19 protein-coding genes are annotated in these 23501 nt (G+C 53.9%); 8 read left to right on the plus strand and 11 right to left on the minus strand.

Going from position 1 to position 23501, the window contains the following annotated elements; all coding sequences use genetic code 11:
• Window positions 1–2: 2 nt before the first annotated feature.
• The 3 genes from BUA44_RS09240 to BUA44_RS09250 are packed head-to-tail and all read right to left on the minus strand — an operon-like array spanning window position 3 to window position 5695.
• The gene (locus BUA44_RS09240) at window positions 3–4085 is read right to left on the minus strand and encodes a C25 family cysteine peptidase (protein ID WP_072811166.1); all 4083 of its coding nucleotides are present in this window, start codon (window positions 4083–4085) and stop codon (window positions 3–5) included.
• Between the two features lie 32 nt (window positions 4086–4117).
• Window positions 4118–4957 carry a hypothetical protein gene (locus BUA44_RS09245; RefSeq protein ID WP_139258710.1) on the minus strand — a complete coding sequence of 280 codons (840 nt, stop codon included), beginning with the start codon at window positions 4955–4957 and terminating at the stop codon, window positions 4118–4120.
• Complete coding sequence (locus BUA44_RS09250; RefSeq protein ID WP_072811171.1) at window positions 4958–5695, minus strand: hypothetical protein; 738 nt, start codon at window positions 5693–5695, stop codon at window positions 4958–4960.
• Between BUA44_RS09250 and BUA44_RS09255 the strand changes: the two genes are divergently transcribed.
• Both BUA44_RS09255 and BUA44_RS09260 read left to right on the plus strand, forming a co-directional pair.
• The gene (locus tag BUA44_RS09255; RefSeq protein ID WP_072811173.1) at window positions 5690–6181 is read left to right on the plus strand and encodes a peptide chain release factor-like protein; all 492 of its coding nucleotides are present in this window, start codon (window positions 5690–5692) and stop codon (window positions 6179–6181) included. The genes BUA44_RS09250 and BUA44_RS09255 overlap by 6 nt on opposite strands.
• Before the next feature lie 216 nt (window positions 6182–6397).
• Window positions 6398–7639 carry a hypothetical protein gene (locus BUA44_RS09260; RefSeq protein ID WP_072811175.1) on the plus strand — a complete coding sequence of 414 codons (1242 nt, stop codon included), beginning with the start codon at window positions 6398–6400 and terminating at the stop codon, window positions 7637–7639.
• A gap of 85 nt (window positions 7640–7724) precedes the next feature.
• On the opposite strand, the gene BUA44_RS09265 is transcribed toward BUA44_RS09260, so the two are convergent.
• Window positions 7725–8177 (minus strand): hypothetical protein, encoded by a 453-nt coding sequence (locus tag BUA44_RS09265; protein ID WP_139258709.1) that lies wholly within the window; start codon window positions 8175–8177, stop codon window positions 7725–7727.
• A 96-nt stretch (window positions 8178–8273) separates the two neighbouring features.
• Between BUA44_RS09265 and typA the strand changes: the two genes are divergently transcribed.
• On the plus strand, window positions 8274–10109 hold the full coding sequence (gene typA / locus BUA44_RS09270; protein WP_072811180.1) for a translational GTPase TypA: 1836 nt from the start codon (window positions 8274–8276) through the stop codon (window positions 10107–10109).
• Between the two features lie 78 nt (window positions 10110–10187).
• On the opposite strand, the gene BUA44_RS09275 is transcribed toward typA, so the two are convergent.
• Complete coding sequence (locus BUA44_RS09275) at window positions 10188–10940, minus strand: bifunctional hydroxymethylpyrimidine kinase/phosphomethylpyrimidine kinase (protein ID WP_255370509.1); 753 nt, start codon at window positions 10938–10940, stop codon at window positions 10188–10190.
• A gap of 286 nt (window positions 10941–11226) precedes the next feature.
• On the minus strand, window positions 11227–11376 hold the full coding sequence (locus tag BUA44_RS15695; protein WP_178348776.1) for a hypothetical protein: 150 nt from the start codon (window positions 11374–11376) through the stop codon (window positions 11227–11229).
• Between the two features lie 3 nt (window positions 11377–11379).
• Between BUA44_RS15695 and BUA44_RS09280 the strand changes: the two genes are divergently transcribed.
• Entirely contained in the window at window positions 11380–11577 is a 198-nt protein-coding gene (locus tag BUA44_RS09280) for a DUF4423 domain-containing protein (RefSeq protein WP_255370510.1), read from the plus strand.
• A gap of 62 nt (window positions 11578–11639) precedes the next feature.
• Here the strand turns inward: BUA44_RS09280 and BUA44_RS09285 are convergent, their stop codons facing one another.
• From BUA44_RS09285 to BUA44_RS09295, 3 genes are all read right to left on the minus strand, one after another.
• Window positions 11640–13688, minus strand: coding sequence for a M6 family metalloprotease domain-containing protein (locus tag BUA44_RS09285; RefSeq protein WP_178348778.1), 2049 nt, complete (start codon window positions 13686–13688; stop codon window positions 11640–11642).
• Between the two features lie 136 nt (window positions 13689–13824).
• A complete protein-coding gene (locus tag BUA44_RS09290) occupies window positions 13825–14412 on the minus strand; it encodes a hypothetical protein (protein WP_143151934.1) in 588 nt (195 codons plus the stop codon).
• 506 nt (window positions 14413–14918) lie between these two features.
• On the minus strand, window positions 14919–16931 hold the full coding sequence (locus BUA44_RS09295; protein WP_255370511.1) for an SNF2-related protein: 2013 nt from the start codon (window positions 16929–16931) through the stop codon (window positions 14919–14921).
• A gap of 199 nt (window positions 16932–17130) precedes the next feature.
• Between BUA44_RS09295 and BUA44_RS09300 the strand changes: the two genes are divergently transcribed.
• The 3 genes from BUA44_RS09300 to BUA44_RS09310 all read left to right on the plus strand — a co-directional run bounded on the left by BUA44_RS09300 (window position 17131) and on the right by BUA44_RS09310 (window position 19645).
• Window positions 17131–17661 (plus strand): nitroreductase, encoded by a 531-nt coding sequence (locus tag BUA44_RS09300; protein WP_072811189.1) that lies wholly within the window; start codon window positions 17131–17133, stop codon window positions 17659–17661.
• Between the two features lie 68 nt (window positions 17662–17729).
• Complete coding sequence (locus tag BUA44_RS09305; RefSeq protein WP_072811192.1) at window positions 17730–18515, plus strand: hypothetical protein; 786 nt, start codon at window positions 17730–17732, stop codon at window positions 18513–18515.
• A 20-nt stretch (window positions 18516–18535) separates the two neighbouring features.
• Window positions 18536–19645: a hypothetical protein gene (locus tag BUA44_RS09310; RefSeq protein WP_143151935.1), complete on the plus strand. Its 1110-nt coding sequence runs from the start codon at window positions 18536–18538 to the stop codon at window positions 19643–19645.
• A gap of 121 nt (window positions 19646–19766) precedes the next feature.
• Here BUA44_RS09310 and BUA44_RS09315 read toward each other — a convergent pair whose 3' ends face one another.
• Together BUA44_RS09315 and BUA44_RS15965 are read right to left on the minus strand one after the other, a co-directional pair.
• Window positions 19767–20714, minus strand: coding sequence for a YeiH family protein (locus BUA44_RS09315; RefSeq protein ID WP_072811196.1), 948 nt, complete (start codon window positions 20712–20714; stop codon window positions 19767–19769).
• Window positions 20715–20775: 61 nt separating this feature from the next.
• Window positions 20776–21027, minus strand: a complete 252-nt coding sequence (locus tag BUA44_RS15965) for a DUF5662 family protein (RefSeq protein WP_255370512.1) — start codon at window positions 21025–21027, stop codon at window positions 20776–20778.
• A 540-nt stretch (window positions 21028–21567) separates the two neighbouring features.
• Here BUA44_RS15965 and BUA44_RS09325 point away from each other — a divergent pair.
• Entirely contained in the window at window positions 21568–23418 is a 1851-nt protein-coding gene (locus tag BUA44_RS09325; protein WP_072811200.1) for a DNA topoisomerase IV subunit B, read from the plus strand.
• Window positions 23419–23501 lie beyond the last annotated feature (83 nt).

A 23501-nucleotide genomic window follows, 5' to 3' on the forward strand; every position in this document is an offset into this window, starting at 1 on the left:
AATTACCTCGATATTAATAGTTTCTGTTTCTTGGTCCACGTCTTGGACTTCAAATCTGCAGTCGCCGAGACCTCGTTACGCACAACATAATGATAAAGCCCGTTGGCGAGAAGTCTTCCGTGATTATCGCGGCCGTCCCAGTGCGTCACGCCCGAAACGGCATCCTTGATGACCTTCACCAAACGGCCATGCTGATTGTAGATAAAGATATTTACCGTAGATTCACGCCCCACCGCAAGATTCTTGAAGTAGAACGTGGTTCCCTTCTTGCCCACCGGATTCGGAACGTTGAACACGTCGGCAAGGCCGGACTTGAGATCTTCTGTAATTTCCAGGTTCAGCGTCTTCACGGCAGTATTGCCCAGCACGTCGAGGGCACGGACCCTGAAGGTGTATTTCCCCTCCGGGTACGATTCCGCAGTGAACGACTTGTGAACTACCGCCCGCTTCGAGGACTGCTCCAGATACGGGTACGGATGGTAGGGATATTCGATTCCCTCGACCTCGAGCGATATACCCTCATCTGCATATTCGCGGAAATCAAGCGCCGTAGAATCTTCGATAATCACTTGCAAACATGCGGGAGACTGCAGGCGCACCGTCTGCCCGTCGGCATACGAGTTTTCCGAACCCTTCGCAAAGCAGTTCTGGATAGAAATTGTCGGAGGGACGGTATCCTGTATGGAATCCGCATACGCAGAGAAACCGGAGATGGTAATGCCGCCCGCCCTGTAACGCCCGATAGCACGTTCGTCGCTGGAATACGCCCATGCAGTGAGCTCCACCGCCGTATCACCAAACGAAATCTTGCGCGGGGTTATGAATTCCGTCTCGTAGCGGCCTCCCGTTACCGGCACCTTCTCGGAATACACCAGCGTGCCATCGTACACCACCTCGAGAGAATCCTCCGGATGCTCGGGGTCACCCAGGAACAGGTTCTTGTTCCGGCGGCTTTCTCGCATGGAAAGTTCTATCACGCCATTATCCATTCCCGAAACGGAACCGGAAAGTTTTACCTTGTCAAGCGCCTTGAGCGTATCGATTTTCTGGTCGAGCGTTACCTTGAACCCGTTACTCAGTATTTTTATCACGGGCTCGCCGATAAGCACATAGTGCTCGTTATTATAACGTTGTCTGTACAGGCTTGCATTGTTCAATGAGGTCAACTGTTCCGCATTCGTATTTTTAGCCCGCATAAAGGCCTCGCCTATCGTAATGCCGTCGTTACGGAGCAGGTTGAACACGAAGTTCTTACCGAACTTTTCATTGTTTGTCGCAAACGTCTCACGAGCAGCGCCCACCGAGGCAATGGAGCCCGCCGATTTCGCAACAACGAATTCCTCGGAAAGCGAGCGCTTGATACCCTCGTCGAAACGACCCACGATGCAGGAGAACGAATTGAGAATCGTGTAGCGGCCCGTATTCGAAATTCTGGAGAGGTAGCTGGGCTTGAGCAGGCCTTCTGCCGCCCAGTCCGTCTTGGAACCGTGCCCGAAATACGTCGTCATCAGGGCGCCCTGGTTCAGCACGTTCAGCAAATCTTCGGTGGCGGCCTTCTTCTGGCCCGCGGCATCTTCCTTGTAGTCAAGCAGGTAAACCTTCTTTTGGCTCCAGTGGTAGTTGAGTTTTTTCGCGAGCGAATCGATGGAACGGGAAAGCCCTTCCTGCAACGTGGTGTGCCCGGTCCTGTCGACCCCCGTACCGTTCTTCGCGTCGTCCGCCGTCAGCAGCAATGTATTGCGCCATTCGGAATGGTCGAACCGGCCCACCATATCGTAGTCCTTCGCCTTCTCGAGATACGCGGAAAATTCAACGGGAGTACTTATCGGGAGTCGCCCGACAGCCAAGTCCAGGTCGTAGAAACCGGTACGCACCATCTCGCCCGAATCGAGCACGGCAAAGAAATCCTCCGTGACGTTATCTTCCATCTCGAAAGGCGGCATGTAGTTCTTGCCCAGCTTTTCCTTGATTCCGCGATAGTCGAAATGTCCCGTACCGACAAGCAGCACAAACCGGAGATCGGGGCACACGGAATGCGCGTAGGAGATGTAGTTCCTTAGGGCAACCGGCGATGCAGAACCGCCCGTATAGTGGCGATAAATATCCTCGACATTCACTACAGTCGTCGCATACGAGGCTATAGCCTTCCCTTCCGAACGGAATCGGCCCAAGGCAACAGCGCCTTCGATAAACTCAGGTGCAGAAATTATGAGGTATTCCGTCTTCGAGTTGATTTTCGCGACATCGAAAAGAAGGTCATTCGATTCTTCGGTCAGGCCCTCCACGCGAACAGCGGTCCTGTACGTGCCGTTTCTGTAGGCAAGGTACCTCACGTCTTCGGACGCACTCACGCTATCGAGCGCATAGCCACCCTCGCTCGCAAGCACGCCCACAGGTTGCATGTTGCGGAACTTGAGCAGGCTCACTCCACTTGGAACCGGGAGGCGAACCAGGCCAGATACGCGGCCCGGCAGGAACCATTCCGCACTGTCGACCACCGGGTTCCACTGGTAAGCAATCGTATAGCCGTCAAAGCGGTCGTACTGCCTCGAGTTCGGGAGCATCGTCAGCTGGAACCTGTTGCCAGAATCCTCTAGCGGGACACCCGCCACCTGCATGGTCCCGTAGGCGACAAGCTTCATATCCGCATCGGAATAGGTTTTCCCGTTGACGGAGAAATTGTAGCGGATTTCCTTCATGCGTTCCAGCATGCTCGATGTCGAAAGCATCACGCTCGGAATCTGGTCCTTTTCGCGCTCCACGAACGAATCCCAGATGGAGCGGTGCGGGAAATACGATACCTGCAAAAGAGTTTTCCCGCCTTCAATGCGGCCCGGAAGGCTAGAAAGATGCGCCATCCCGATATCGGACTTGACTGCAGTATCGAGGCGGCAGTTCCAGTGCCAGAACCATTCCTTGCCCGAAGATTCTTCCCACTCGATTCCCTTGCCGTAATACGTGTCGCGAAGCCGCACATCCTTTTCAGCACGCACGTAGCGCATCAACGGAACATCCTTCGCAGAGCCCCTGTACGCGGGGAGAGTCTTCGAGAGGCGCAGCGCATCGCCCGAGCCATTCCACCCCAGCTGGAAATACTGGTAGAACGAATACGGCGAAACGGAATGGTAGTAGACGCTATCTTCAAGTTTCCATATCGACGTGCCATAACCGACAAACACGATTGTATCGCCATCATCGAACGTTCCGTTGGCGGGCCCCGAACCGCGCTTGGAGTGGTCACGGATTTCTATGGGAATTTCAAAGAGATGCGCGGGAGCGACATCGCGAGAACCGGGAACCACTGCAGGCAGGGTATCGGCAGATGCACCATACAGCCTGAGCTTTTCGACAGGAATGCCGTTCAGGCTATCCTGCATCGTGTACGGGAGGGCGTTGTGGATTGTCCTGTAATCCACCGCATAGAGGCCGTCTTCGCTGTGGGTTGCCACATCCTTGTCGCCCACAAGGAAGCGCGCAAGGAAATGCACGTCGGAAGGACCGACCGAAGCAGTACGCCGGAGCGACTTGCGGAACACATTCTGCGACACGCCAAAGCGAGCGGCACCATTCGTGTTTACGACCCGCGAGAGGGCGCGCTTTCCGGGATTTACGCCCGAACCAACCATGGAGAAATCCACCTCCAGGCGGAAATCCTTGCGCAGCCTTACCGAATTGCCGAAGCGCTCGTACAGGGGCACGCGCACGTCCACCATCCAGAGGCCGTCCTTCAAGAACGGGGCAGATGCCCTTACCGGCGAAAACTTGAGGGTTGCTCCCTCGCAGTAAGATGCCCCCAACGGGATGGTCTTCTTGACGGAAACGGACACCCGGGGCCTTGCACCCGCGGGGATAGCCACGCGGTACGTGCGGTAAGGCACATCACTTGAATCGCCAAGCGTCGCATTTTCCGGGACAAAACGGCTTCCCGGAACCGCCTCGCCCAGTTCGTCGATACACCCGTAAACCGAGGCATCGAGCACCTCGTCGTCTGCAACAAAGCGCGAGCGGGAATCCTCCACCACGTTCATGGCGAAAGAGGCTACAGCCAGGAGCAAAACCGCTATTATGGACGACTTAAACTTCACTTTCTAAAAATACAAAATAGGCACATGAAAGATTACGGGTTCGTGATGACCATTTCGTAAAATCCGTTGCCGTTGGTCTTGAATTCTACCCACTGGCCGCCCACCGCCTTCGTCCGAAATATGGTATAGGACTGCGGGGGCACGCCCTTCTTGAAAATCGCCGTAAGTTCGGCATCCGAAATCATGGCCTTCGCGTTGAACGCGGGCATGTACCAGTGCCACGCCTGCCAGTTGAACAGCGCGCGGGTGGACTGCACGAAGGCACGGAGCATCAGGGCGTACTCGTACTCGAAAAACGCACGGTAGTTGTTTATCTCGTTTTTCTTCTCGACGGTCGTCTTCTTCTCAAAATCGCTGTCAAAGCGAAGCGGGGTCGCATCGGGCTTGGAATAGCTGAAGCGGATGTACTTGTCGTTCGCCGAGACCTTCAGACTCGGCCTGTCCAGATGCACGAACTCGGATGCGCTCACCTGCCGGTAGTCGCGGAACACCACTTCGGGATTCAGCACGCGGTTCATCTCGAGCGGCACGGGCTTGGCATCGAGGGCTTTAAGCTCGTAGAACACCAGCACCTCGCCCGCCCCCTTCGGGAGCAGCGCGCACAGGAGCGGCAACTTACGTTCCGAAAGCACCCACACCATCTTGGGCTTGTTGCTTGACTTGAGCAAAGGGTCCAGCACGCCCATCACGGAGGGGTCGCGGATACCGTTCACGTCCCATTCCATCCAGGTTCCGGGGCCACCCACGGAATCGAGAACCGCAAAGAGGCGGTTCCCGCTGAATTCCGCCTTCGAATCGACCGCGCCCACCAGTTTTGCCGGAGCGGCGTGTACGCAAATGGCGGCTAGCAATAAGAGAAAAACGACACGCATCTAGAATCCGATAGGCTCAAGTAGGCTCTCGTCGAGGCGGGAATACGTCATGCGGTATTCCTTCTCTATCCAATAGAGCGCGAGTTTCCTTGCCGTCCAGTTCTTCTTGACTGCGATGGATTCAATGCCCTTCGTGATAAGCGGAATCGTTTCGGGCAAGTTGAGTTTCCATTCCTTGTCGTCCCATTCGAAAATCATGATGGGCACTTCGGGGCTCTTGGCAAGACCGATGCTCCCGCGATCGTTCTTCACCTTCATGGGGCCAAGCGGCAAGTTGGTGAGCCTGTCGAACATCCCGCTCTTGCTGAGCATCATGAACAGCATGCGGTCCTCGTCGGTGGCCCACAGGTGCTCACGCTCGTAAAGGCGGTAGAGGATAATGGAATAGGCCTCGTAGAACTGGCACGTGTCAATCGCCTCTGCATTGTAGGTACGAGCATGGTTCTCGAGCGTATCGAGCCAGTATTCCGAAGTATCGGTCAGGAAGGCGTAAAGGGTATCTGCGGGGGCACCCTCGCGCACGGCTGCGATAAAGTTGTTGAACATGATTTCGAGCAGGGCCTGCTTATCCTGCTGCTGGCCCTCGTACAGGGCATCCTTCACCTGGGCAGAAACCTCGTTCGAGCCCGAGGCCGCATCCTTGGCTCCGGAATTTTCGGACGTGCCCGCACAGGCGACAAAACCAAGCGCAAGCAGAGCCACAAGCGCCACAACTATTTTATTTTTCAGGTCATGCATCGCGATACCTACCTCAGAATGACATTGGACCAGCTGCTCGCCGCCTGCACCCAGAAGGGTTTCCAGGGGTCTGGCCCGGGCGGGCAACACCGCAACAAGACCAATACCGGAGTCCAGCTGAACCTTCCGCAGTACAATTTAGAAATCAAATCCTGCGAAGCGAGGAGCGCGAAGGAAAATAAGACCCATGCACTGCACCGCATGCAGATGGCGCTTGCCCTGAACGTGCGCGAAACGCCACCAGCTACAGAAATCCCCTTCCCCGGGAGCAACGGGCACATACAGACCAGCAATGCGCTGTTCCCATTGTTCGTGGCACACGTGTTCGACATCATGGCGACCAAGAACGGAGACACGAAGGCTGCGGCACAGGCGTTCGGCATAAGCCCGAGCGCCCTCGTGAAGATACTCAGGCAAGACAAGGCCTGCGCAGAAAAGCTGCAGAACCAGCGCGTTGCCGGCGGGAAGGCGAAACTGAAACTGTAGGCCAGTATTAATTCGCCGGTTTTAAACTGAATTTATCGGTTTTAAACTGAGTTCGTTGGTTTTAAACTGCGCCGGCGATTAATCATATCGATCAACTGCTGATTAGACGCCCGTAAAGGGGCGTTTTTTATTGCTCCAAAAAATTTTTTCGACGATTTGGCTCATTTTCCGTTTTAAACCGTTTTAAGGGTAGGACCACCCAACACAGGAGGTTTTATGAGTCCTACCAAAATGATCAAGAAGGCCGTGTGCACGCTCGCCATGGCCCTGTGCGCAGTCCCGTTCTGGAACTGCGGTTCCGAATCGCCCGAAGGTGCACCGACAGGTTCGCTCGAAGGGAAAACCGCAAGCGTAGCGCTCCGCGTCACCCACGTCGAAGTGCCGCTTATGGACAGCATCGTCGTGGAATGCGTTGGCGCGGATTCGCTCCACCTCACGGCAGGCGCGAAGGACGCACGCTTTGACCTGGACCTTTTCCCGCATGACCACTGGAAGTTCAGGGCGATGCTCTACGCGAACGGGGCGCTGATGCAGAAGGGAGAAATCGAGATGAAGCTCGAGGCCGGCAGCACCGTGGATGTATCTATCCCGATGCACGCCCTCGTCGGCTTCGTGTACGTGGAAATCCCCCTCGGGTTCGGCAACCCGGCGGGTATCGCCTCGGGCACACTCACGCTCGCCTCATCGCAGGCCACGTTCACCTACCCGATGGAAACCTCGGGCCTGAACGCCACCTTCAAGAGCGAGATGCTGGCGCTCGGGCTCGACTATGCGGTTACGCTCTCCCTGCGGGATTCTTCCGGCGTGGAAATCTACAGCATGCTGGACACGCTCCGTATAGACGAGAACACTCCGGTACCGGAACTCTCGATAAACTCCCTCCGGGCCAAGACGAAAATCGCCCTGCAGGTAGCGGACGACGTGGAACTGCAGATTCCGCTCACGCTCCCCGCCACCCGCAGGAAGGCGAAGGAGGGCGACCTCGTGATCAGTGAATTCCTCGTAAATTCAAAAAACGATTCTATCGCCTTCGACTTCGTGGAGGTCTACAACGGGAGCAACGATACACTGCTCATCGGGGACTGTTTTATCGGGAAGACATCCGCCCTCAAGGAATCCGCCGCGATTCGCCCGGTGGAACTGCCTCCCCGGAGGGCGCTTGCTATCGGGAGCGATTCCAGCGAGGTGGTACCCGAGGAGTTCCGGCTGGTGGAGAAGATGCCCGCGTTCAACAAGTCGAATTCCTCGACGGCATCGTCCATCGTGTTCCACTGCGACGGCGATGTGCTCGATTCCGTGTATTACGGGAAGGTGGACAGCCTGCACCTCACCGCAGTGCCCCTGAACAGTTCGTCGGCAACGGTTGCCCGCAGTTCGCAGCTGAACATCGGCGCGTGGGATGACCGCGAGAATCCCGAGAACTGGAGCCTGGGTAACCCGACACCAGGTAAAATATAAAACACGCGCAGTTTATTGCCTGCTATAAACGAAAAGCAGGCCGGCGCGTGCCGACCTGCTTTTAAATCCTATAAAAAATTCAGGGTTAGCCGTGCAGTTGGACTGTCGGCTTTTCCATATCGAACAGGCGGCGCAGGAGTTCGGTCTTGGCCGGGTCGCGCTCGTCGGGGAGCGTGAGCGGCGCCATGTTGATGGCCACGAGAATCGAACCCGGGTAGTTGTTCGCGCACTTGATGAAGTCGCTCGAAGAAACCCCTTCGGTATAGAAGTCCACAACAAACGTATCCCAGTCGTCGTTCTCGATCTGCTCCATGGCCTCGGCCTCGGTCTTCACCGCCTTGAAGAAAGCCCCGACAAGCACGTCGGAAAGCACTTCCAGGCACGCGTTGCGGCGGGCATCGTCTTCTTCCCAAATCAAGATGCGGCGTTCACTGTAGTCGCGGACAACGGGGGCAAGGCCTTCTTCCTCGGGGAAGAACTCCTTCGCTTCCTCGCTCATCTCGTCATCATTTTCAAATTCGTCTTGTTCTTTTGCCATAGTAGCCCAAATATAGTAAACCTGCATGCCAAACGTTGCCATTTCGGGCCATAATTTCTAAATTTGCGCGCAAAAATTACAAACACAGGCAGATTTATGGATCAATCAAAAATCAGAAACGTCGCCATCATCGCCCACGTTGACCACGGCAAGACCACCCTGGTGGACCAGCTCCTCAAGCAGTGCGGAACCTTCCACGAAGGCGAAGAAGTCAACGAACGCGTGATGGACTCCGACAACCTGGAACGCGAACGCGGCATCACCATCCTCAGCAAGAACACGAGCGTCATGTACAAGGGCTACCGCGTGAACATCGTCGATACCCCGGGGCACGCCGACTTCGGAGGCCAGGTGGAGCGCGTTCTCGGTACGGTGGACGGCGTTCTTCTGGTGGTGGACGCATTTGAAGGCCCGATGGCCCAGACCCGCTTCGTGACGCAGAAGGCTCTCGAACTCGGGCTCATCCCCATCGTGGTGGTGAACAAGATTGACCGCGACGGCTGCAACCCGCACGGCGCCCTCGACAAGGTGTTCGACCTCTTCTGCGAGCTCGACGCCAACGAAGAACAGCTCGACTTCGACAAGGTGTTCGGCAGCGGTCGCAAGGGCATCTGCAAGGCCGAGATGGAAGACCCGGACGGCGACTTCAGCATCCTCATGGACAAGATTATCGAGCGCATTCCGGCCCCGAAGGGCGACCCGGCTGCAGAACCGCTCCTGCAGATTGCATCGCTCGAATACTCGACCTTCCTTGGCCGCCTGGCCGTGGGCCGCGTGCAGCAGGGCGTGTTCAAGCCGAACCAGACCTACGCGCAGTCCTTTACCGACGGCACCGTGAAGACGATCCGCCCGCAGAAGATTCTGCGCTACGAAGGCCTTACCCCGAAGCCGGTTGACGAAGCGGGCCCGGGCGAAATCGTGCTTATCGCAGGCCTCGACACGTTCGATATCGGCGATACCATCAGTGCCGCGAACAACCCGAAGCACCTGCCGCGCATCCACATCGACCCGCCGACAATCTCCATGGTTTTCACCGTGAACACCTCGCCCCTCGCCGGCAAGTACGGTGGCAAGTTCATGACGGGTAACCAGCTCCAGGAACGCCTGGAACGCGCCCACATGGCAGACCCCGCCCTCCTCGTCGAGAAGGTCGACGGCGCCTCCACGTTCAAGGTATCCGGCCGTGGCATTTTGCACCTCACGATTCTCGTCGAGAACATGCGTCGTGAACTCTATGAATTCACCATCGGTTCTCCGCAGGTGATTTTCCACAACGACGAGAACGGCAAACTCCTGGAACCGGTCGAAGACTTCAAGGTCGAAGTCCCGAACGAGTTCAGCGGCGCCTGCATCCAGGAAATCCAGCAGCGCAAGGGCGAAATGGTGAACATGGTCACCGACGACAACGACCGCGTGACGCTCGAGTTCATCGTGCCGAGCCGTGGCCTCATCGGTATCCGTCCGCGCCTCCTCTCGCTCTCCAAGGGTTACGCCGTCACGCAGTCCTTCTTCAAGGAATACCAGCCGTACAAGGGCGAAATCCCGACACGCATCAACGGCGTGCTTATCGCGAAGGAACCGGGCGAAGCCGCCAGCTACGCGCTCTCCAACCTGGAAGACCGCGGCTACCTCATCATCGGACCGGGTGCGGAAGTTTATCCGGGCATGATCGTGGGCGAACACAACCGCGACGTCGATATCATCGTGAACGTCACGAAGGGCAAGCACCTCACCAACATGCGATCCAAGTCCGCTGACGACATGATCCAGCTGACCCCGTACCGCCGCATGACTTTGGAAGAATGCGTCACCTTCATCAACGAAGACGAATGCATCGAAGTCACACCGGAAATCCTCCGCCTTCGCAAGACCGAGCTCGACCCGATCAAGAGAAAGCAGATGTCCAAGAAGCCGGCCGAAGATGATGACTAATTGATGTCATCCCCGCGCAGGCGGGGATCTTCCATTCAAAAGCCCCGCAATGCGGGGCTTTTCTTGTAACTGCTAGTCCTATACCAAGAACCCGAGACGCCCTTCCCCGCTCTGGAGGAACTCGTCCATGTAGTTCTTTGCTATCTGGCATGCTTCCGGCAGGTCGTGCCCGAGCGCCACGTTCGCTAAAATTGCAGAACTCAGCACGCAGCCCGTTCCGTGCTTTCCCTTGCCGGGGAGCCGCGGACTCCTGAACTTGCACAGTTCGTCCTTGTACCACAGCGTATCGATGGATTCCTTGCCACGCGCGTGCCCGCCCTTCAGGAGTACTGCGAAATCCTTGCCCAACTCGACATACCCGCGCGAAGCCGCAAGCCCCAGGCCCAGGTACGCAAATTCGTCCTGGTTCGGGGTCACGAGGTCAATCGACTTCATTACAGGCAGGAACTCGTCCAATTCCGCATCGCGCATAAAGTGGAACCCCGCACTCGCCGAAGCAATCGGGTCCCACACGATAAACGCGTTCGGAGATTCATTACGGACAAATTCAACAATCCGCTTCAGGATTTTTGCCTTTTCCACGAGCCCGATTTTCACGTAATTGAACTTGTGCTTTTTATAGAGCGTCGCAAGTTGTGCCTCGATGCGGTCCCAGATGACCCAGCCCGGGGCAACAAACTCATCTTCGTTCTGCTCGGTTAGGGCCGTGCACACCGCCTGGCCGTACACGCCAAAGTGCGCCATCGTCTTGATGTCGGCAAGCAGGCCTGCACCCGCACTTCCGTCGAAGCCGGCCACAGTAAGCGCATATTTCATTTTTTTACACGACATACTAACAAAATAAAAAAATTAAGTATCTTATGCTAATTCTTTTTTAGAAAAACAACCTCGCTTATACGCCCCTCTCCCCAAACTTCCCATATGGCTCTGTCGGGCCAGACCGTACTTTTGGGTCGAAACTGCGAAAACGCTGCGAAAATGACCCTCTGGCTCTGTTAGGCCAGGCCGTATAGCTGCGAACATGCTGCGGACCGCCGAATGACCATTTCAGCGTAAAAACATCGGTCATGCAGCCGAAAAACAGTTTTGGAAGGGCTTACGGAATGAGGATTTTTTGCTAGCCGAGGTCGAAGTAGTTGGCGTCGCCGGTGCTGAACGCGCAAAGATAGCGGCTCCCCATGCCCCAGTTGTCAAAGACCGTCATGTAGAAGAACCCCTGGTCGTCGAGCATGCGCAAAAGGAAGTCTGCACCGAAGAGGCCAAGCAATCCGTGCGACTGCTTGAGGAATGCCAGCTGATCAAAAAGGACGCCAGCGGCAAGTACGTGCTCACCGAGAGCGCCATCACCACCGGCGACCGCACCTCAAAACTCGCCCTGCGCGGCTTCCACCAGCATTGCCTAAAGCTCGCCGCCGACAAGGTGTTCCAAATGCAATTCGCCCTGTTCCAAGTGGGCGGTAAAAAGTAATTCCCTAAAAACCAAAAGGCAAAAGGCCTCCACACGGAGGCCTTTTAGCACTTCTAAAAAAACTACTTCAGAACAATGCGCTGGACTTTAAGTAGCACCCTGCCGACGGTCACGCGCACCACGCGGGCGCCACTGCCCAGGCCCGAAAGGTCGAACCGTCCTTCCGCCCCGTCAAAGCCGTAGCGGGTCAATTCGTTGCCTTGCAAGTCGAACACGCGAAGCGTCTTTGCCCCAGCGCTCGGGGCTCGCACATTGAGCACACGCCCATCGAGGTCCAGCGAACACGCCGCATTCAGCGAGACTTCCAAAATCGCGGTCGTCGAGGAGTCCCCCTCCATCGAGGAACTGCTGGAGGAAATCGGCCACCAGACCATGCTGGAACTGCTCGAAAGTTCGGCCACGCTGCTCACCGGCTGCACACTACTGGAACTTCTCCACACACTAGTACTGCTGGAACTTGCCACCGCCCAGCTGCTGGAGCTCACGACACTTGCACTACTACTGCTCACTGGGGCAACGCTACTGCTGCTCGCCAGTTCCGGGCAGCTGTTCACGCCCACCGACTGCTTTGTGGAGAAGCAAACCCGGTCTTTGCCGGACTTTAGCATGTTGTACACGTTGTAGCGGCTCGAGAAGGTGGCCATGGTCCTGCGCGGCGGATTCGAGGCGCTGAACTGCTTTGTACCCGAATTGCTTCCGCTGCCAACGAGCGTCGCCGCAAGCGTGTAACGCCGAGCATCGCCCTTGTTGGGGAAGTAGTCCCAGGCATCACTGGTGTAATTGACATACCAAATGTACACGCCGGTCTCGGCGCTTTTGTTGTCAAAGTCGGTGCCCGAGATTTTGGAGTCCCAGCCAATGCCGGGGCGATACTCGATCACATAGAATTCATCCTGATTCGAGGGGTTGGTAATGGAGTACGCCTTGTTCGCATCGATGTTCGGCAAAACATAAACGTCGTCCGATTCCTTAAGCTCCTCGATTTTCATCCAACCCATGGATTCCCTCTCAAAGGCACTGTACTTGGGAGGCTGACGCCCCAGTCCCCCCGTATTGTAACTATAACCGTTGTACATACCCTGGGTCATTACATCGTACGGCGATGGCCCAGGGACCCATTCATCCTCGTAGTTCGAATAAAAATCGGGCAGCCCAAGCACGTGGCTAAATTCATGGGTCATGACGCCAATGCCATTGTTCGCGCCGTCGTCCGCCAGCTGCGCAATCAAAAAATACCGTTCGAACTTGTAGCCGTTGTACTTGGTATAGCGGTCATAGACCGAGTACCAGTACATGTGCCCCCACATACCCGTATTTTTTTCGGGCCCGGCCATCACAATGCCAAAACCGTCTATCACCTTGTCGCCATCAGCGTCGTATTTGTTGAGATTGGCGTCGCCTATGGCGGCAGCGCCCGCCTTGACAACCGCCTTCACAAAAGAACCCTCATCGGAGCCCGCCGATGCCATATTGACATTAACCTTCACGGGGACCATGTCGAACGTCGGCCTAAAAATATTATTCGACGATACCTTGAAGTAGTCACGAATGCTGCCGTAATGGGAGTCCTCGGAATAGCCTTCCTTGTTGCACTGGTCGTTGTAAGCAGCGACCTCGGCATCCGAGAAGGTGCGCTCATCGGTTCCGTCGTTCGAGGACACCAAAAAAACGGGGAATCGGACTTCCCCCTTGGTAAAGGTGAGCGGTTCGGGGCGGTACATCACGGGCACCGAAGACTCCTGCGCAGGCACCTTGTGGTTCAACCTGAACCCTTCCATAAGGCGCTTTTGCTGGTCGGGGTAAGCATCTGGATGCTTTTCGCGATGCCTAGCGAGCATCTTGTAAAGATTCTTGGATTTCAAGAACGCCGTCGCCTTTACGGAACGGGCATCCACATTCTCCGCCTTAAATTCCGAAGGTTCCGCATTCTCGTCGGCAAACTTCCTAAAACCGTCCTCGTCCTTCAAAACCAGGTAACCATCGGAAGTCGTCTCATAATGGTAGTTTTCGTCCCCGTGTTCAAAGACCGAGACTACGCTGCCATCCGGCTGCTGTTTTAGAATCAAGAAGGGATTTGCGGGGCGGGCAAACGCCCCCGCACAAAAAACCAAACAAATAAAACCAACTATAATGTGTCGATTCATTTCCATTACCTCAAGATGAAAATATATCAACGCACTTTATTGAGAGCAGCCCCCAACGAATTAACGTGTAAAAAACGTGTTTTTTACACGCAATTTACATACCCTAGTGATTCTTGGGCGCAGAAACACGGCGGCCCTTCAAGTCGTAGAAGCGCTCGCGCGAAAGCACGTTGAGTTCCGGCTCCCCGTAAATGTTCTTGCGTACAAGATCAAACGATTCGCTACTAGAAGTCGAAGGTTCCTCGGCACTGGAACTGGACTCGAGTCCAACCGAGCTGGAACTCTCCACGACCGAATTGGAGCTGTAAAGCACTTCGCTGGACGAGCTCATGGCTTCGCTCGAGGAACTCAGGAACACAAGACTGCCACTGCTGTAGGCGATCTTGAACTTTACCGACGAGTCGGTCTCGGTGATTTCAGACAAACTCACGCCAAGGCTCTCTCCGCTCCACAAGGCAAAGTTATTGATAGAAGTCTTTCTTTCGTTACCGGAGAACGGATCCCCCTCGTACGTTCCTTGCTTATAGCCCCAGCGCGATGGCTGGTTTCCCTTGCCATCGGCCTCGATCAAGTCCACACGCTGGAGGTCCAACACGTTCAACTCGTTCTTGCTCCACGCCGTCTTGTCGTAAGTAATGTGCCAAACGAGCATCCCGTGCATCGGAAGTCCGGCATCAAAGCCCTTTTGCATGCGGTAATCCAAAAAGTATCGCTCAAAGGCATTCAAGTACGGAGGCGAACAACTGTACACGTAATAACGGGGCTCTGTCGGGCCAGACCGTACTTTTGGGTCGAAACTGCGAAAACGCTGCGAAAATGACCCTCTGGCTCTGTTAGGCCAGGCCGTATAGCTGCGAACATGCTGCGGACCGCCGAATGACCATTTCAGCGTAAAAACATCGGTCATGCAGCCGAAAAACAGTTTTGGAAGGGCTTACGGAATGAGGATTTTTTGCTAGCCGAGGTCGGGCGTACAGATTGGCCCAGCAGAGCCTCCCCTTATGGCTCTGTCGGGCCAGGCCGTACTTTGGGGTCGAAACTGCGAAAAAGCTGCGAAAATGGCCCTTTGGCTCTGTTAGGCCAGGCCGTATAGCTGCGAACATGCTGCGGACCGCCGAACGGTCATTTCAGCGTAAAAACATCGGTCATGCAGCCGAAAAACAGTTTTGGAAGGGCTTACGGATTGAGGATTTTTTGCTAGCCGGGCACAAGTGTACAGTTTAGCCCGACAGAGCCTAGCCCGACAGAGCCGGTAAATTCGTCATCTTCTAGAGTCGCGCTATCGATATCATAAATAATATCTGCATCCGCAGTCGCGTTGCCAGCATCAATACTTTTCTTGTACTTCTCAATCTTGTCAACTGTTTTTTGAACCAGTTCGTGATAACGGTCCAATGTCAGCTTGAACGAATAGACAGAACTTTCCAGGCGCTTGAGCATGTTGATGCTCATGAGTTTCCGAATGCCCATTTCGCGGCCAAGCAACAAATCCTTTTCTTCGGAACTGTCGATATAGCCCTCGATACGGCTCGGGTGCACAAATCGCGCCGGACTATAGACACTCATTTGCAACTGACTCAACAGCAGATAAATGCTATCGAACGAAATTCCCGCCACGTCGGTCAAGTCGGAAGATTCCGAAATGGGCGGCAACCGTTCCGGGAACTTGCCCACCTCATTGATGTCGTAAAATTTTTCGATATGCTTGCGGGAACGCGCAATCGTTACCGAATCAAGCAATTCAAAAAAGTCAAAATCCAACGTTTCAAGCAACGCCTGCGTAGTTCGCTGAGAGGCCGGGAGTTTTACCCACGCATTGTAGGCACTCTGCGCCTGCTTGAAAATGGAATCAATGCCGTTGTTCAAGTTCAGCAGAGAATCCATCTTTTCTGAATCATCCTCGTAGGCCAAGCGCAACTGGTTCTTCAAATCGTTGAAGCGATTGTTCACCGGCGTTGCCGAAAGCATCAGCACCTTCGTCTTCACGCCCTTGCGAATGACCTGATTCAATAAGCGCTGGTAACGGTTTTCCTTGCGGTCGATATCATCGTCAAATTCATCGGCAGAAAAATCATCGCCCGTGGCCGTACCACCATTGCGGAAATTATGGGATTCATCAATCACCACAAGGTCGTAGTTGCTCCAAATAATGCGGCTTAAGTCAAGGCCGTTTGTGCTCCCCGAATCACGCGACAAGTCCGAATGGTACAGCACGTCATAACGAAAACGGTCCGTAACAAGCGGATTGTTCGTCTGGTTATTCTTGAAGGTCATCCAGTTGTTGTTCAACTTCTTGGGACAAAGCACCAACACGTTCTTGTTGCGGTTCTCGTAATACTTGACCACCGCAAGCGCCGTGAAAGTCTTGCCAAGACCCACGCTATCGGCGAGAATGCAACCGTTGTATTTTTCCAATTTGTTGATGATAGCAAGGGCCGCATCTTTCTGGAAGTTGTAAAGCTTTTGCCAAATAGCACTTTCCTTGAAACCCGTCGCCGAATTCGGCAAAACATCTTCGCTGATGTCATTCAAGAATTCATGGAAAATATTGTAGAGCGTCACGAAATAAATGAAGTCGGGAGAATTTTCTTTATAGACCGTAGCAATGCTGTCCATGACCGCCTGGGTCACTTCTTCAAATTGCGATTCGTCAAACCAACATTCGTTGAACTTGTTGATGTAATCGTTAGAAAGCGGGGCCGAAACCCTCATGCTAAAATTGGAAATGTTGTTGCCTTTTTCTACACCAAGGCCCACCGCCGAAAACTCGTTGAACGGCGTATAAAGCGCGTCATCATCGGGCTGCTTTACATGCATGAACGTCTGATAGTTCAAATCGGTAATGTTCGTCCGAAATTTCACCTTCTGACGAATCCATTCAGCACATTCCACCGCAATCGCTTTCTGGTTCAGCTGGTTGCGCAACTTCAATTCAAATTCGCTACCGAACAGCGAACGCTCGCGGGCAGACTGTTCCTCGTTGAGGGTACGTTCGCGGGCACTTTTAGAAATGTCAAATTCGCGACTTTCTTTTGAAACCCGTTTCTTGACAAATGTCCTTGAAGTAAAAATGAACCGCAAAGAATCAATCTTCCAGAGTTCATCCTTCAATGTCTCAAAAGCGTATAGGGAAAAGCTTGCTGCAGCAATAGACAAGCGGGAACCAGGAACGACCGTTTTACGAAGGTCATCCACGACCTTCTCAGACATATTATTAAAAAAACACTGTTCCATAAAAAAAAACGCTACTTTGTGCGGTACAAAGATGAATATACACTATTATAGGAACAGGAATTGTTCCGGCATTGCAAAAGTCACTTTTTTACCGAACTAAATATATGAAAATTCCCGCACCTTTCCCTACATTTTTTATAGATTTAAATTTATCACCCCATTTCCCAGAGACTTTATGAACGAAACTATCAAGACTTTGCTCAACCGCAGGAGCATCCGCAAATTCAAATCTGACGCCGTGAGCAAGGAACTCATCGCACAAGTCGCCGAAGCGGGCATCTACGCCGCAAGCGGCATGGGCAAGCAGTCCGCCACCGTGGTCGCCATCACGAACAAAGGACTGCGCGACCGCATCTCCGAAATGAACCGCAAGATTGGCGGTTGGGACGAGGGTTTCGACCCGTTCTACGGTGCGCCCGTGATTTTACTCGTCCTCGCGAAAAAGGAAATCCCGACCTACCTATACGACGGTTCGCTCGCCATGGGGAACCTCATGAACGCCGCTTACAGCCTCGGGCTCGGCAGCATCTGGATTCACCGCGCCAAGGAAGAAGTCGAAAGCGACGAGGGCAAGGAAATTCTCAAGTCACTCGGTCTCAACGCTGACGAATGGGTCGGCATCGGCCACTGCGCTTTGGGTTACGCCGATTGCGAGCAGCCCGTGGCGCACCCCCGCAAGGAAGGCCGCGTCATCTGGGCGGAATAAAAGAGTCATAGTATAGCAATCAGGCGGCAGCACCGCACAAGAACAAAGCCATCGACAGGAGGTCACTTATGGCGACAATACATATCGACGACTCAAAGCCGTTCCCGTGCATCCCGGCGGAATCAAACAACAGGCGCGAATCTTTTGCAGCTCTCTGCAAGCGGCAGGCAGCCGGGCTCAAGCTCGAAAGCGACGAGATGGATCAGGAAAACAGGGAGCAGGAGGAACTGAATGCCCTGCAGAAAAAAAGTTCTGAACGCAAGCGTGCGTTGCTTTACAATAATTTGGACCTTATTCTGCGCCACAGGGACGAAATTATCGCGACCCCGCGATACGCGAATATCGATGTACAATACGCAATCAAGGGTGGCGGGCTTTACGTGGGGCCCTTATCCACTGTAAGGCATTTTAACTTCGCAGGCACCCTCGTCAGCATCAACCTCAAACTTTCTACGCTCCTCGAAGTTTGGGACAACGAACAGTTCAAGGTGGAATGCAAGTGCGGCGGCACGGCAGTCATCCGCTCGTTTACGGGTTCACCTCTTTCGGGCGGTTCGCAAGCAACGGCGGTTTGCCCCAAGTGCAAAAAGGAAATCCACGTCAAGAACCGCAGTTTTGGCGGTTACTATGGCCTGCTACGCATAAAGTTCGACAGGGATATCGAAATGGTTGCAAGGAACATTGCCGCCAAGTGGACCCTTGCCGAAGCTAATTACAACAAGGAGGTTGCCGAAGGGAAAGATGCGAAATGGAGAAAAATGGGTTCTTATTTGAATGGTGATGGCGAGTTTTGCAACCTCGAAACCATGATCAATGAACTGAAGATGAAGGAATTCCAGCTTGCTTCACGATGATGAAATATAAGGAGGATAAAATGGAACAATGCAAAATCAAGCCGTGGAATATCCGCAAGCTGCACTTCGCAATCGACCAGTTGCAGGGTGCCGGGAAACGCAGGGACCGGAGGGAAATGCACCGTGAGCTGGATGTCATGACGCGCCTGCTTTGCGAATCGCGCAAGATGACCTTGCCTGACTATGGGCAGGCGGGCGAAGCGCCCGTTTCGGGCAACGGGATGAACATGGCGGTGTTTACCGTCAAGAAGGGAAAGTTCCCGCAAGAGATTGAAATGCAGGAGAATTTCTTCCCGTGTAGGCTTGTCGAGGGTGAGCACAGCGATTGTCTTGTTTGTGTTGTCGCGTTGGCAGAAATTGCCAAGGCGTTGGCTGCGAAATTGGAAGTGGACGGTTACATCTTCATGGAGCGCGCGGCCGCCCGTGCGCCCGAATTCTCGCAGTATTCCAAGACGACGGATGACACCGGCTATTACTATCTGGTCCAGGTAAATTCGAGCCTTCCGCTTCAGGAACCGTCGGCGGTATTCGATGCCATCGCACAGATCGATGCCCTTGTGGATGGGCTGGACGAAAAAACGCGGAAGATGCTTTCTGAAGAGAACGTGGATGAATTCCAGAAATTCCGGAAGCGGGCGTACTGTATGCACAGGGGCCTCGGAAAAGACGAAACTTACGAGGCAGCTCTTGAGTGGCTCAGGTTACAGCAGTTCGCGTTGGTGGAGTTGCCGGAATCGGAAAAGAAGCTTACCCCCATGTTTAACCTTACCCGTTTTGAACTCTGCATGAACCATCTGGGGTACGCCGTAAAGAAGATTGCAGGGGACTGCCGTTATGTTGTATTCAATACGCATGAATCGGCGACCTTCGAGCACAACATGCAAACGGTCGCGGAGCGCATGCACGCCGTAAAAATCCAGATGTCGTCGGAGGAATGCATACCTTCGATTGCAGAAAACCTTTGCAACGAAGTGCTCTGCTACGACAGGGGTAAATACTACAGCGTAGAAGCCCTGAACGAGAAGGAATATTTCCCCATAAACGCGAGCGTTCCGAAGCGCCTGGGTAGCTTTATGCGGGCCGTGTACTACTGGGGCGCTGCCCTCAGCCTAGTCTTGGACTTGAAATGATGGGTGAAAATACGATAAAAGAGCGGTTTTAGAAAAAAATTATAAATACTTGCATATAGAATAGGGCCCGGTCTAGAACCGGGCTCTATTTAAATGTCATGTAATATAAAGGCTGTCTGGATTAGAAACCCTTAATCGCAAGAAGGCTACCGACGCCGATGGCTGCCCACAGGATAACGCCCTGAATAAAGGGCTTGGCACCGCACTTCTGAAGGGCTGCCTTGGAAAGTCCCGTACCGATGAGGAACAAGGTAATGGCGAAACCGCGCTTGGCAATAGTTACGATGGTTGTTCCTACTGCAGAGGGAACGCCAATTGCCGGGAACAGGTAGGTGTTGATGACCATGGCAATTGCAAACAGGAAGATGAACCAGGGGATTACATCCAGCTTGCCCTTACCGCTATTCTTGCGGAAGAACAGCATGGTAACGAGAGCCAGAGGCAAAATCCAGAGGGCTCGGGTACACTTCACCATGGCGGCCACCTGGAGGGATTCATCGCTGTAGGCTGCTGCAGCACCTACCACGGAACTGGTGTCGTGAATGGCAATTGCTGCCCATTCGCCAAACTGCTGGTTGGAGAGTCCAAGATAGTGGCCCAGGGGCGGGAAGATGAGGAGCGCCAGGGCGTTCAGAACGAAGATGGTTCCTAGGGAAACGCTCATCTGCTTGTCGTCTGCGTCCACAACGGGAGCAACTGCTGCGATGGCGGAACCACCGCAAATTGCCGTACCGCTACTGACCAGATAGGAAGTCTTGGTGTCCACTTTCAGAATCTTTCCTACGATGAAACCGAGAATCATGACGGCTGCCACAGAGATGATGGTAAACATCATGCCGTCTTTTCCGGAGGCGAGGGCTGCCTGCAGGTTCATACCGAAACCGAGCCCCACGACGCAGCCCTGCAGCAAATACTTCTGGGTTTTCTTGGCGAACTTGGGAAACGCTGGACCGCCAAAGATGAAGGCGTATACAATACCTGCCATTAGTGCCATCCAGGAGGCAACACTGGGACAACAGGCGGCGAGAATTAAAACTACGAAGGCAATCTTTGCAATTTTTTCTTTCATTGTATCCTCTTATTCTGTGGAAAGCTTTTTAGTGCGGCGCATAAAGGCTAGAGTTTTCTTTTCACCTTTTCCAGCAAGCATGGTTAAAAGGTAAAGCAACTTCTTGTAAGTGGATTCTTCCATTTTTTCGCGGGCGGTGCTCTTGAGATTCCTTGCCCGTGTAATAGATGCAGCCGGGTATGAACTCGGTAGGTGTATACTTGGATAGATCGAGGAAGAGTCCCTGAAATCCGATTCCCGCCTTGAAGCAGAATCGAATGACTTCGTTTCTATGCTTGGTAATGGTAATGAAATGGCGGATAGGATGAATCATGAATGAAAAGATAGAAATTTTCTTTTTTTATTATTAGTGTCCGGGTAAATCGTCGAAAACGTCTAGGCCCTAGAATTTGTACGGTCTAGACTTTTATTTTGCCGTTGCAAGCCCCTCCCTAAAAAACGGACGCTATGGCGGGCCAGGCCGTACTTTTGGGTCGAAACTGCGAAAAAGCTGCGAAAATGGCCCTTTGGCTCTGTTAGGCCAGGCCGTATAGCTGCGAACATGCTGCGGACCGCCGAATGACCATTTCAGCGTAAAAACATCGGTCATGCAGCCGAAAAACAGTTTTGGAAGGGCTTACGGAATGAGGATTTTTTGCTAGCCGAGGTCGGGCGTACAGATTGGCCCAGCAGAGCCTCCCATATTACTGCACAAATTGTCACTCTTTGACAAAAATTTTTGCTATATTGGGGGCAAAGGGCGGACCGGAGCCGCGAGTCCGGGCAAATACCGCCAGAATTCTCGCAAAAATTCTTAAAATTGGCGAAAAAAGGCACTTTTTTAGTTTTGCAAAGGTAAGCAGACAGGTAGATAATGGCTGTAAAGTACGACAAGGACAGCATCAAGACTCTAGATTGGTACGAACACATTAGGCTCCGCCCCGGTATGTACATCGGCAAACTGGGCGACGGACAGAGCCCCGACGACGGCATCTACGTGCTCGCGAAGGAAGTTATCGACAACTCCATCGACGAGTTCGCCATGGGCGCGGGCAAGAAGATTGAAATCGACATGGAAGACCACAGCTGCCGCGTGCGCGACTACGGCCGCGGCATCCCGCTCGAGAAGGTCATCGACTGCGTGTCGAAAATGAATACGGGCGGCAAGTACGATTCCGAAGCCTTCCAGAAGTCTGTGGGCATGAACGGCGTGGGTACCAAGGCGGTGAACGCGCTCTCTACAAAGTTTATCGTACAAAGTTTCCGCGACGGCAAGGTAAAGCGTGCCGAGTTCAGCAAGGGCATTCTGGTGAAGGACTTCAAGATTACCTCCACCACCGAGAAAAACGGCACCGAAATCTACTTCGAGCCCGATAACGACCTGTTCAAGAACTTCCGGTTCCTCCCCGCCTACATGGAAGAGAAAATCTGGAACTATGCCTATCTGAACAACGGGCTCACGCTCGTGATGAACGGCAAGGATTACAACAGCCCGAACGGCCTCCTGGACCTGCTCCACAGCCGCACCGACGACACCATCCGCTACCCGGTCATCCACTGCAAGGGCAAGGACATCGAGTTCGCCATCACGCACTCGAACCAGGAAGGCGAACACTACTTCAGCTTCGTGAACGGCCAGCACACCACCCAGGGCGGTACCCACCAGGCGGCATTCCGCGAGGGCTTGGTGAAGGGCGTGCGCGACCACTTCAAGAAGGAATACGACGCATCCGACGTGCGCAACTGCATCGTGGGTGCCGTTTCCGTGCGCATCCAGGAACCGGTTTTCGAATCCCAGACCAAGACCAAGCTGGGTTCCACCACCACGGCCCCGAACGGCCCCGCGCTCCGTACCTGGATTGTGGATTTTGTGGCCCGCGAGCTGGACAATTACCTCCACAAGAACGAGGACACGGCCAAGAAGCTCCTGGAGCGCATCAACCAGAACGAAAAGCTCCGCAAGGAACTGGCCGGCGTCAAGAAACTTGCCAACGAGCGCGCCAAGAAGGCGAACCTCAACAACAAGAAGCTCCGTGACTGCAGCGTGCACCTCACCGACGCCAAGAACCCGCTCAAGAGCGAGACCATGATATTCATTACCGAGGGTAATTCCGCCTCCGGTACCATCACCACGGCCCGCAACCCCAAGACCCAGGCGGTGTTCAGCCTGCGCGGCAAGCCGAAGAACAGCTACGGCCTTTCCAAGAAGATCGTGTACGAGAACGAGGAATGGAACCTGCTCCAGGCCGCCCTCAACATCGAAAACGGGCTCGAGGACCTGCGCTACGACAAGGTGATTATCGCGACCGATGCTGACGTGGACGGCATGCACATCCGCCTTCTGGTGATGACGTTCTTCTTGCAGTACTTCCCGGAACTCGTGCAGGAGAAGCACCTCTATATATTGCAGGCACCGCTTTTCCGCGTGCGCAACCGCAAGGACAAGAAGAAGACCTTCTACTGCTACGACGAAGAGGAACGCGACAAGGCCGCGAAGGAAATCAACAAGAAGGATTTGGAAATCACGCGCTTCAAAGGTCTCGGTGAAATGGACTCCGAGGACTTCAAGCTGCTTATCGGCGAAAACATGCACCTGGAGACCGTCACCATGCCAAGCGACGCATCGCTCGGCAAGCTGCTGGAATACTACATGGGCAAGAACACCCAGGCCCGCCAGGACTACATCGTCGAAAACCTGCGCACCGAAGCGGTAGAGGAACTTTAATTTAGACGAAAGACGATAGACGATAGACGAAAGATATTGCCAATAACTATTGACTAATGACCATTGACTAATGACTAACAACT

The sequence above is a fragment of the Fibrobacter sp. UWR3 genome (assembly GCF_900143055.1).
GTDB lineage: Bacteria > Fibrobacterota > Fibrobacteria > Fibrobacterales > Fibrobacteraceae > Fibrobacter.

Coding starts and splice junctions, on each gene's coding strand:
- BUA44_RS09250 (WP_072811171.1), bottom strand. CDS start 5,695: ATGCATGACCTGAAAAATAAAATAGTTGTGGCGCTTGTGGCTCTGCTT.
- BUA44_RS09295 (WP_255370511.1), bottom strand. CDS start 16,931: ATGTCTGAGAAGGTCGTGGATGACCTTCGTAAAACGGTCGTTCCTGGT.
- BUA44_RS09325 (WP_072811200.1), top strand. CDS start 21,568: ATGGCTGTAAAGTACGACAAGGACAGCATCAAGACTCTAGATTGGTAC.
- BUA44_RS09275 (WP_255370509.1), bottom strand. CDS start 10,940: ATGTCGTGTAAAAAAATGAAATATGCGCTTACTGTGGCCGGCTTCGAC.
- BUA44_RS09290 (WP_143151934.1), bottom strand. CDS start 14,412: ATGCAAAAGGGCTTTGATGCCGGACTTCCGATGCACGGGATGCTCGTT.
- BUA44_RS09315 (WP_072811196.1), bottom strand. CDS start 20,714: ATGAAAGAAAAAATTGCAAAGATTGCCTTCGTAGTTTTAATTCTCGCC.
- BUA44_RS09255 (WP_072811173.1), top strand. CDS start 5,690: ATGCATCGCGATACCTACCTCAGAATGACATTGGACCAGCTGCTCGCC.
- BUA44_RS09260 (WP_072811175.1), top strand. CDS start 6,398: ATGAGTCCTACCAAAATGATCAAGAAGGCCGTGTGCACGCTCGCCATG.
- typA (WP_072811180.1), top strand. CDS start 8,274: ATGGATCAATCAAAAATCAGAAACGTCGCCATCATCGCCCACGTTGAC.
- BUA44_RS09300 (WP_072811189.1), top strand. CDS start 17,131: ATGAACGAAACTATCAAGACTTTGCTCAACCGCAGGAGCATCCGCAAA.
- BUA44_RS09310 (WP_143151935.1), top strand. CDS start 18,536: ATGGAACAATGCAAAATCAAGCCGTGGAATATCCGCAAGCTGCACTTC.
- BUA44_RS09265 (WP_139258709.1), bottom strand. CDS start 8,177: ATGGCAAAAGAACAAGACGAATTTGAAAATGATGACGAGATGAGCGAG.
- BUA44_RS09245 (WP_139258710.1), bottom strand. CDS start 4,957: ATGCGTGTCGTTTTTCTCTTATTGCTAGCCGCCATTTGCGTACACGCC.
- BUA44_RS09305 (WP_072811192.1), top strand. CDS start 17,730: ATGGCGACAATACATATCGACGACTCAAAGCCGTTCCCGTGCATCCCG.
- BUA44_RS15965 (WP_255370512.1), bottom strand. CDS start 21,027: ATGATTCATCCTATCCGCCATTTCATTACCATTACCAAGCATAGAAAC.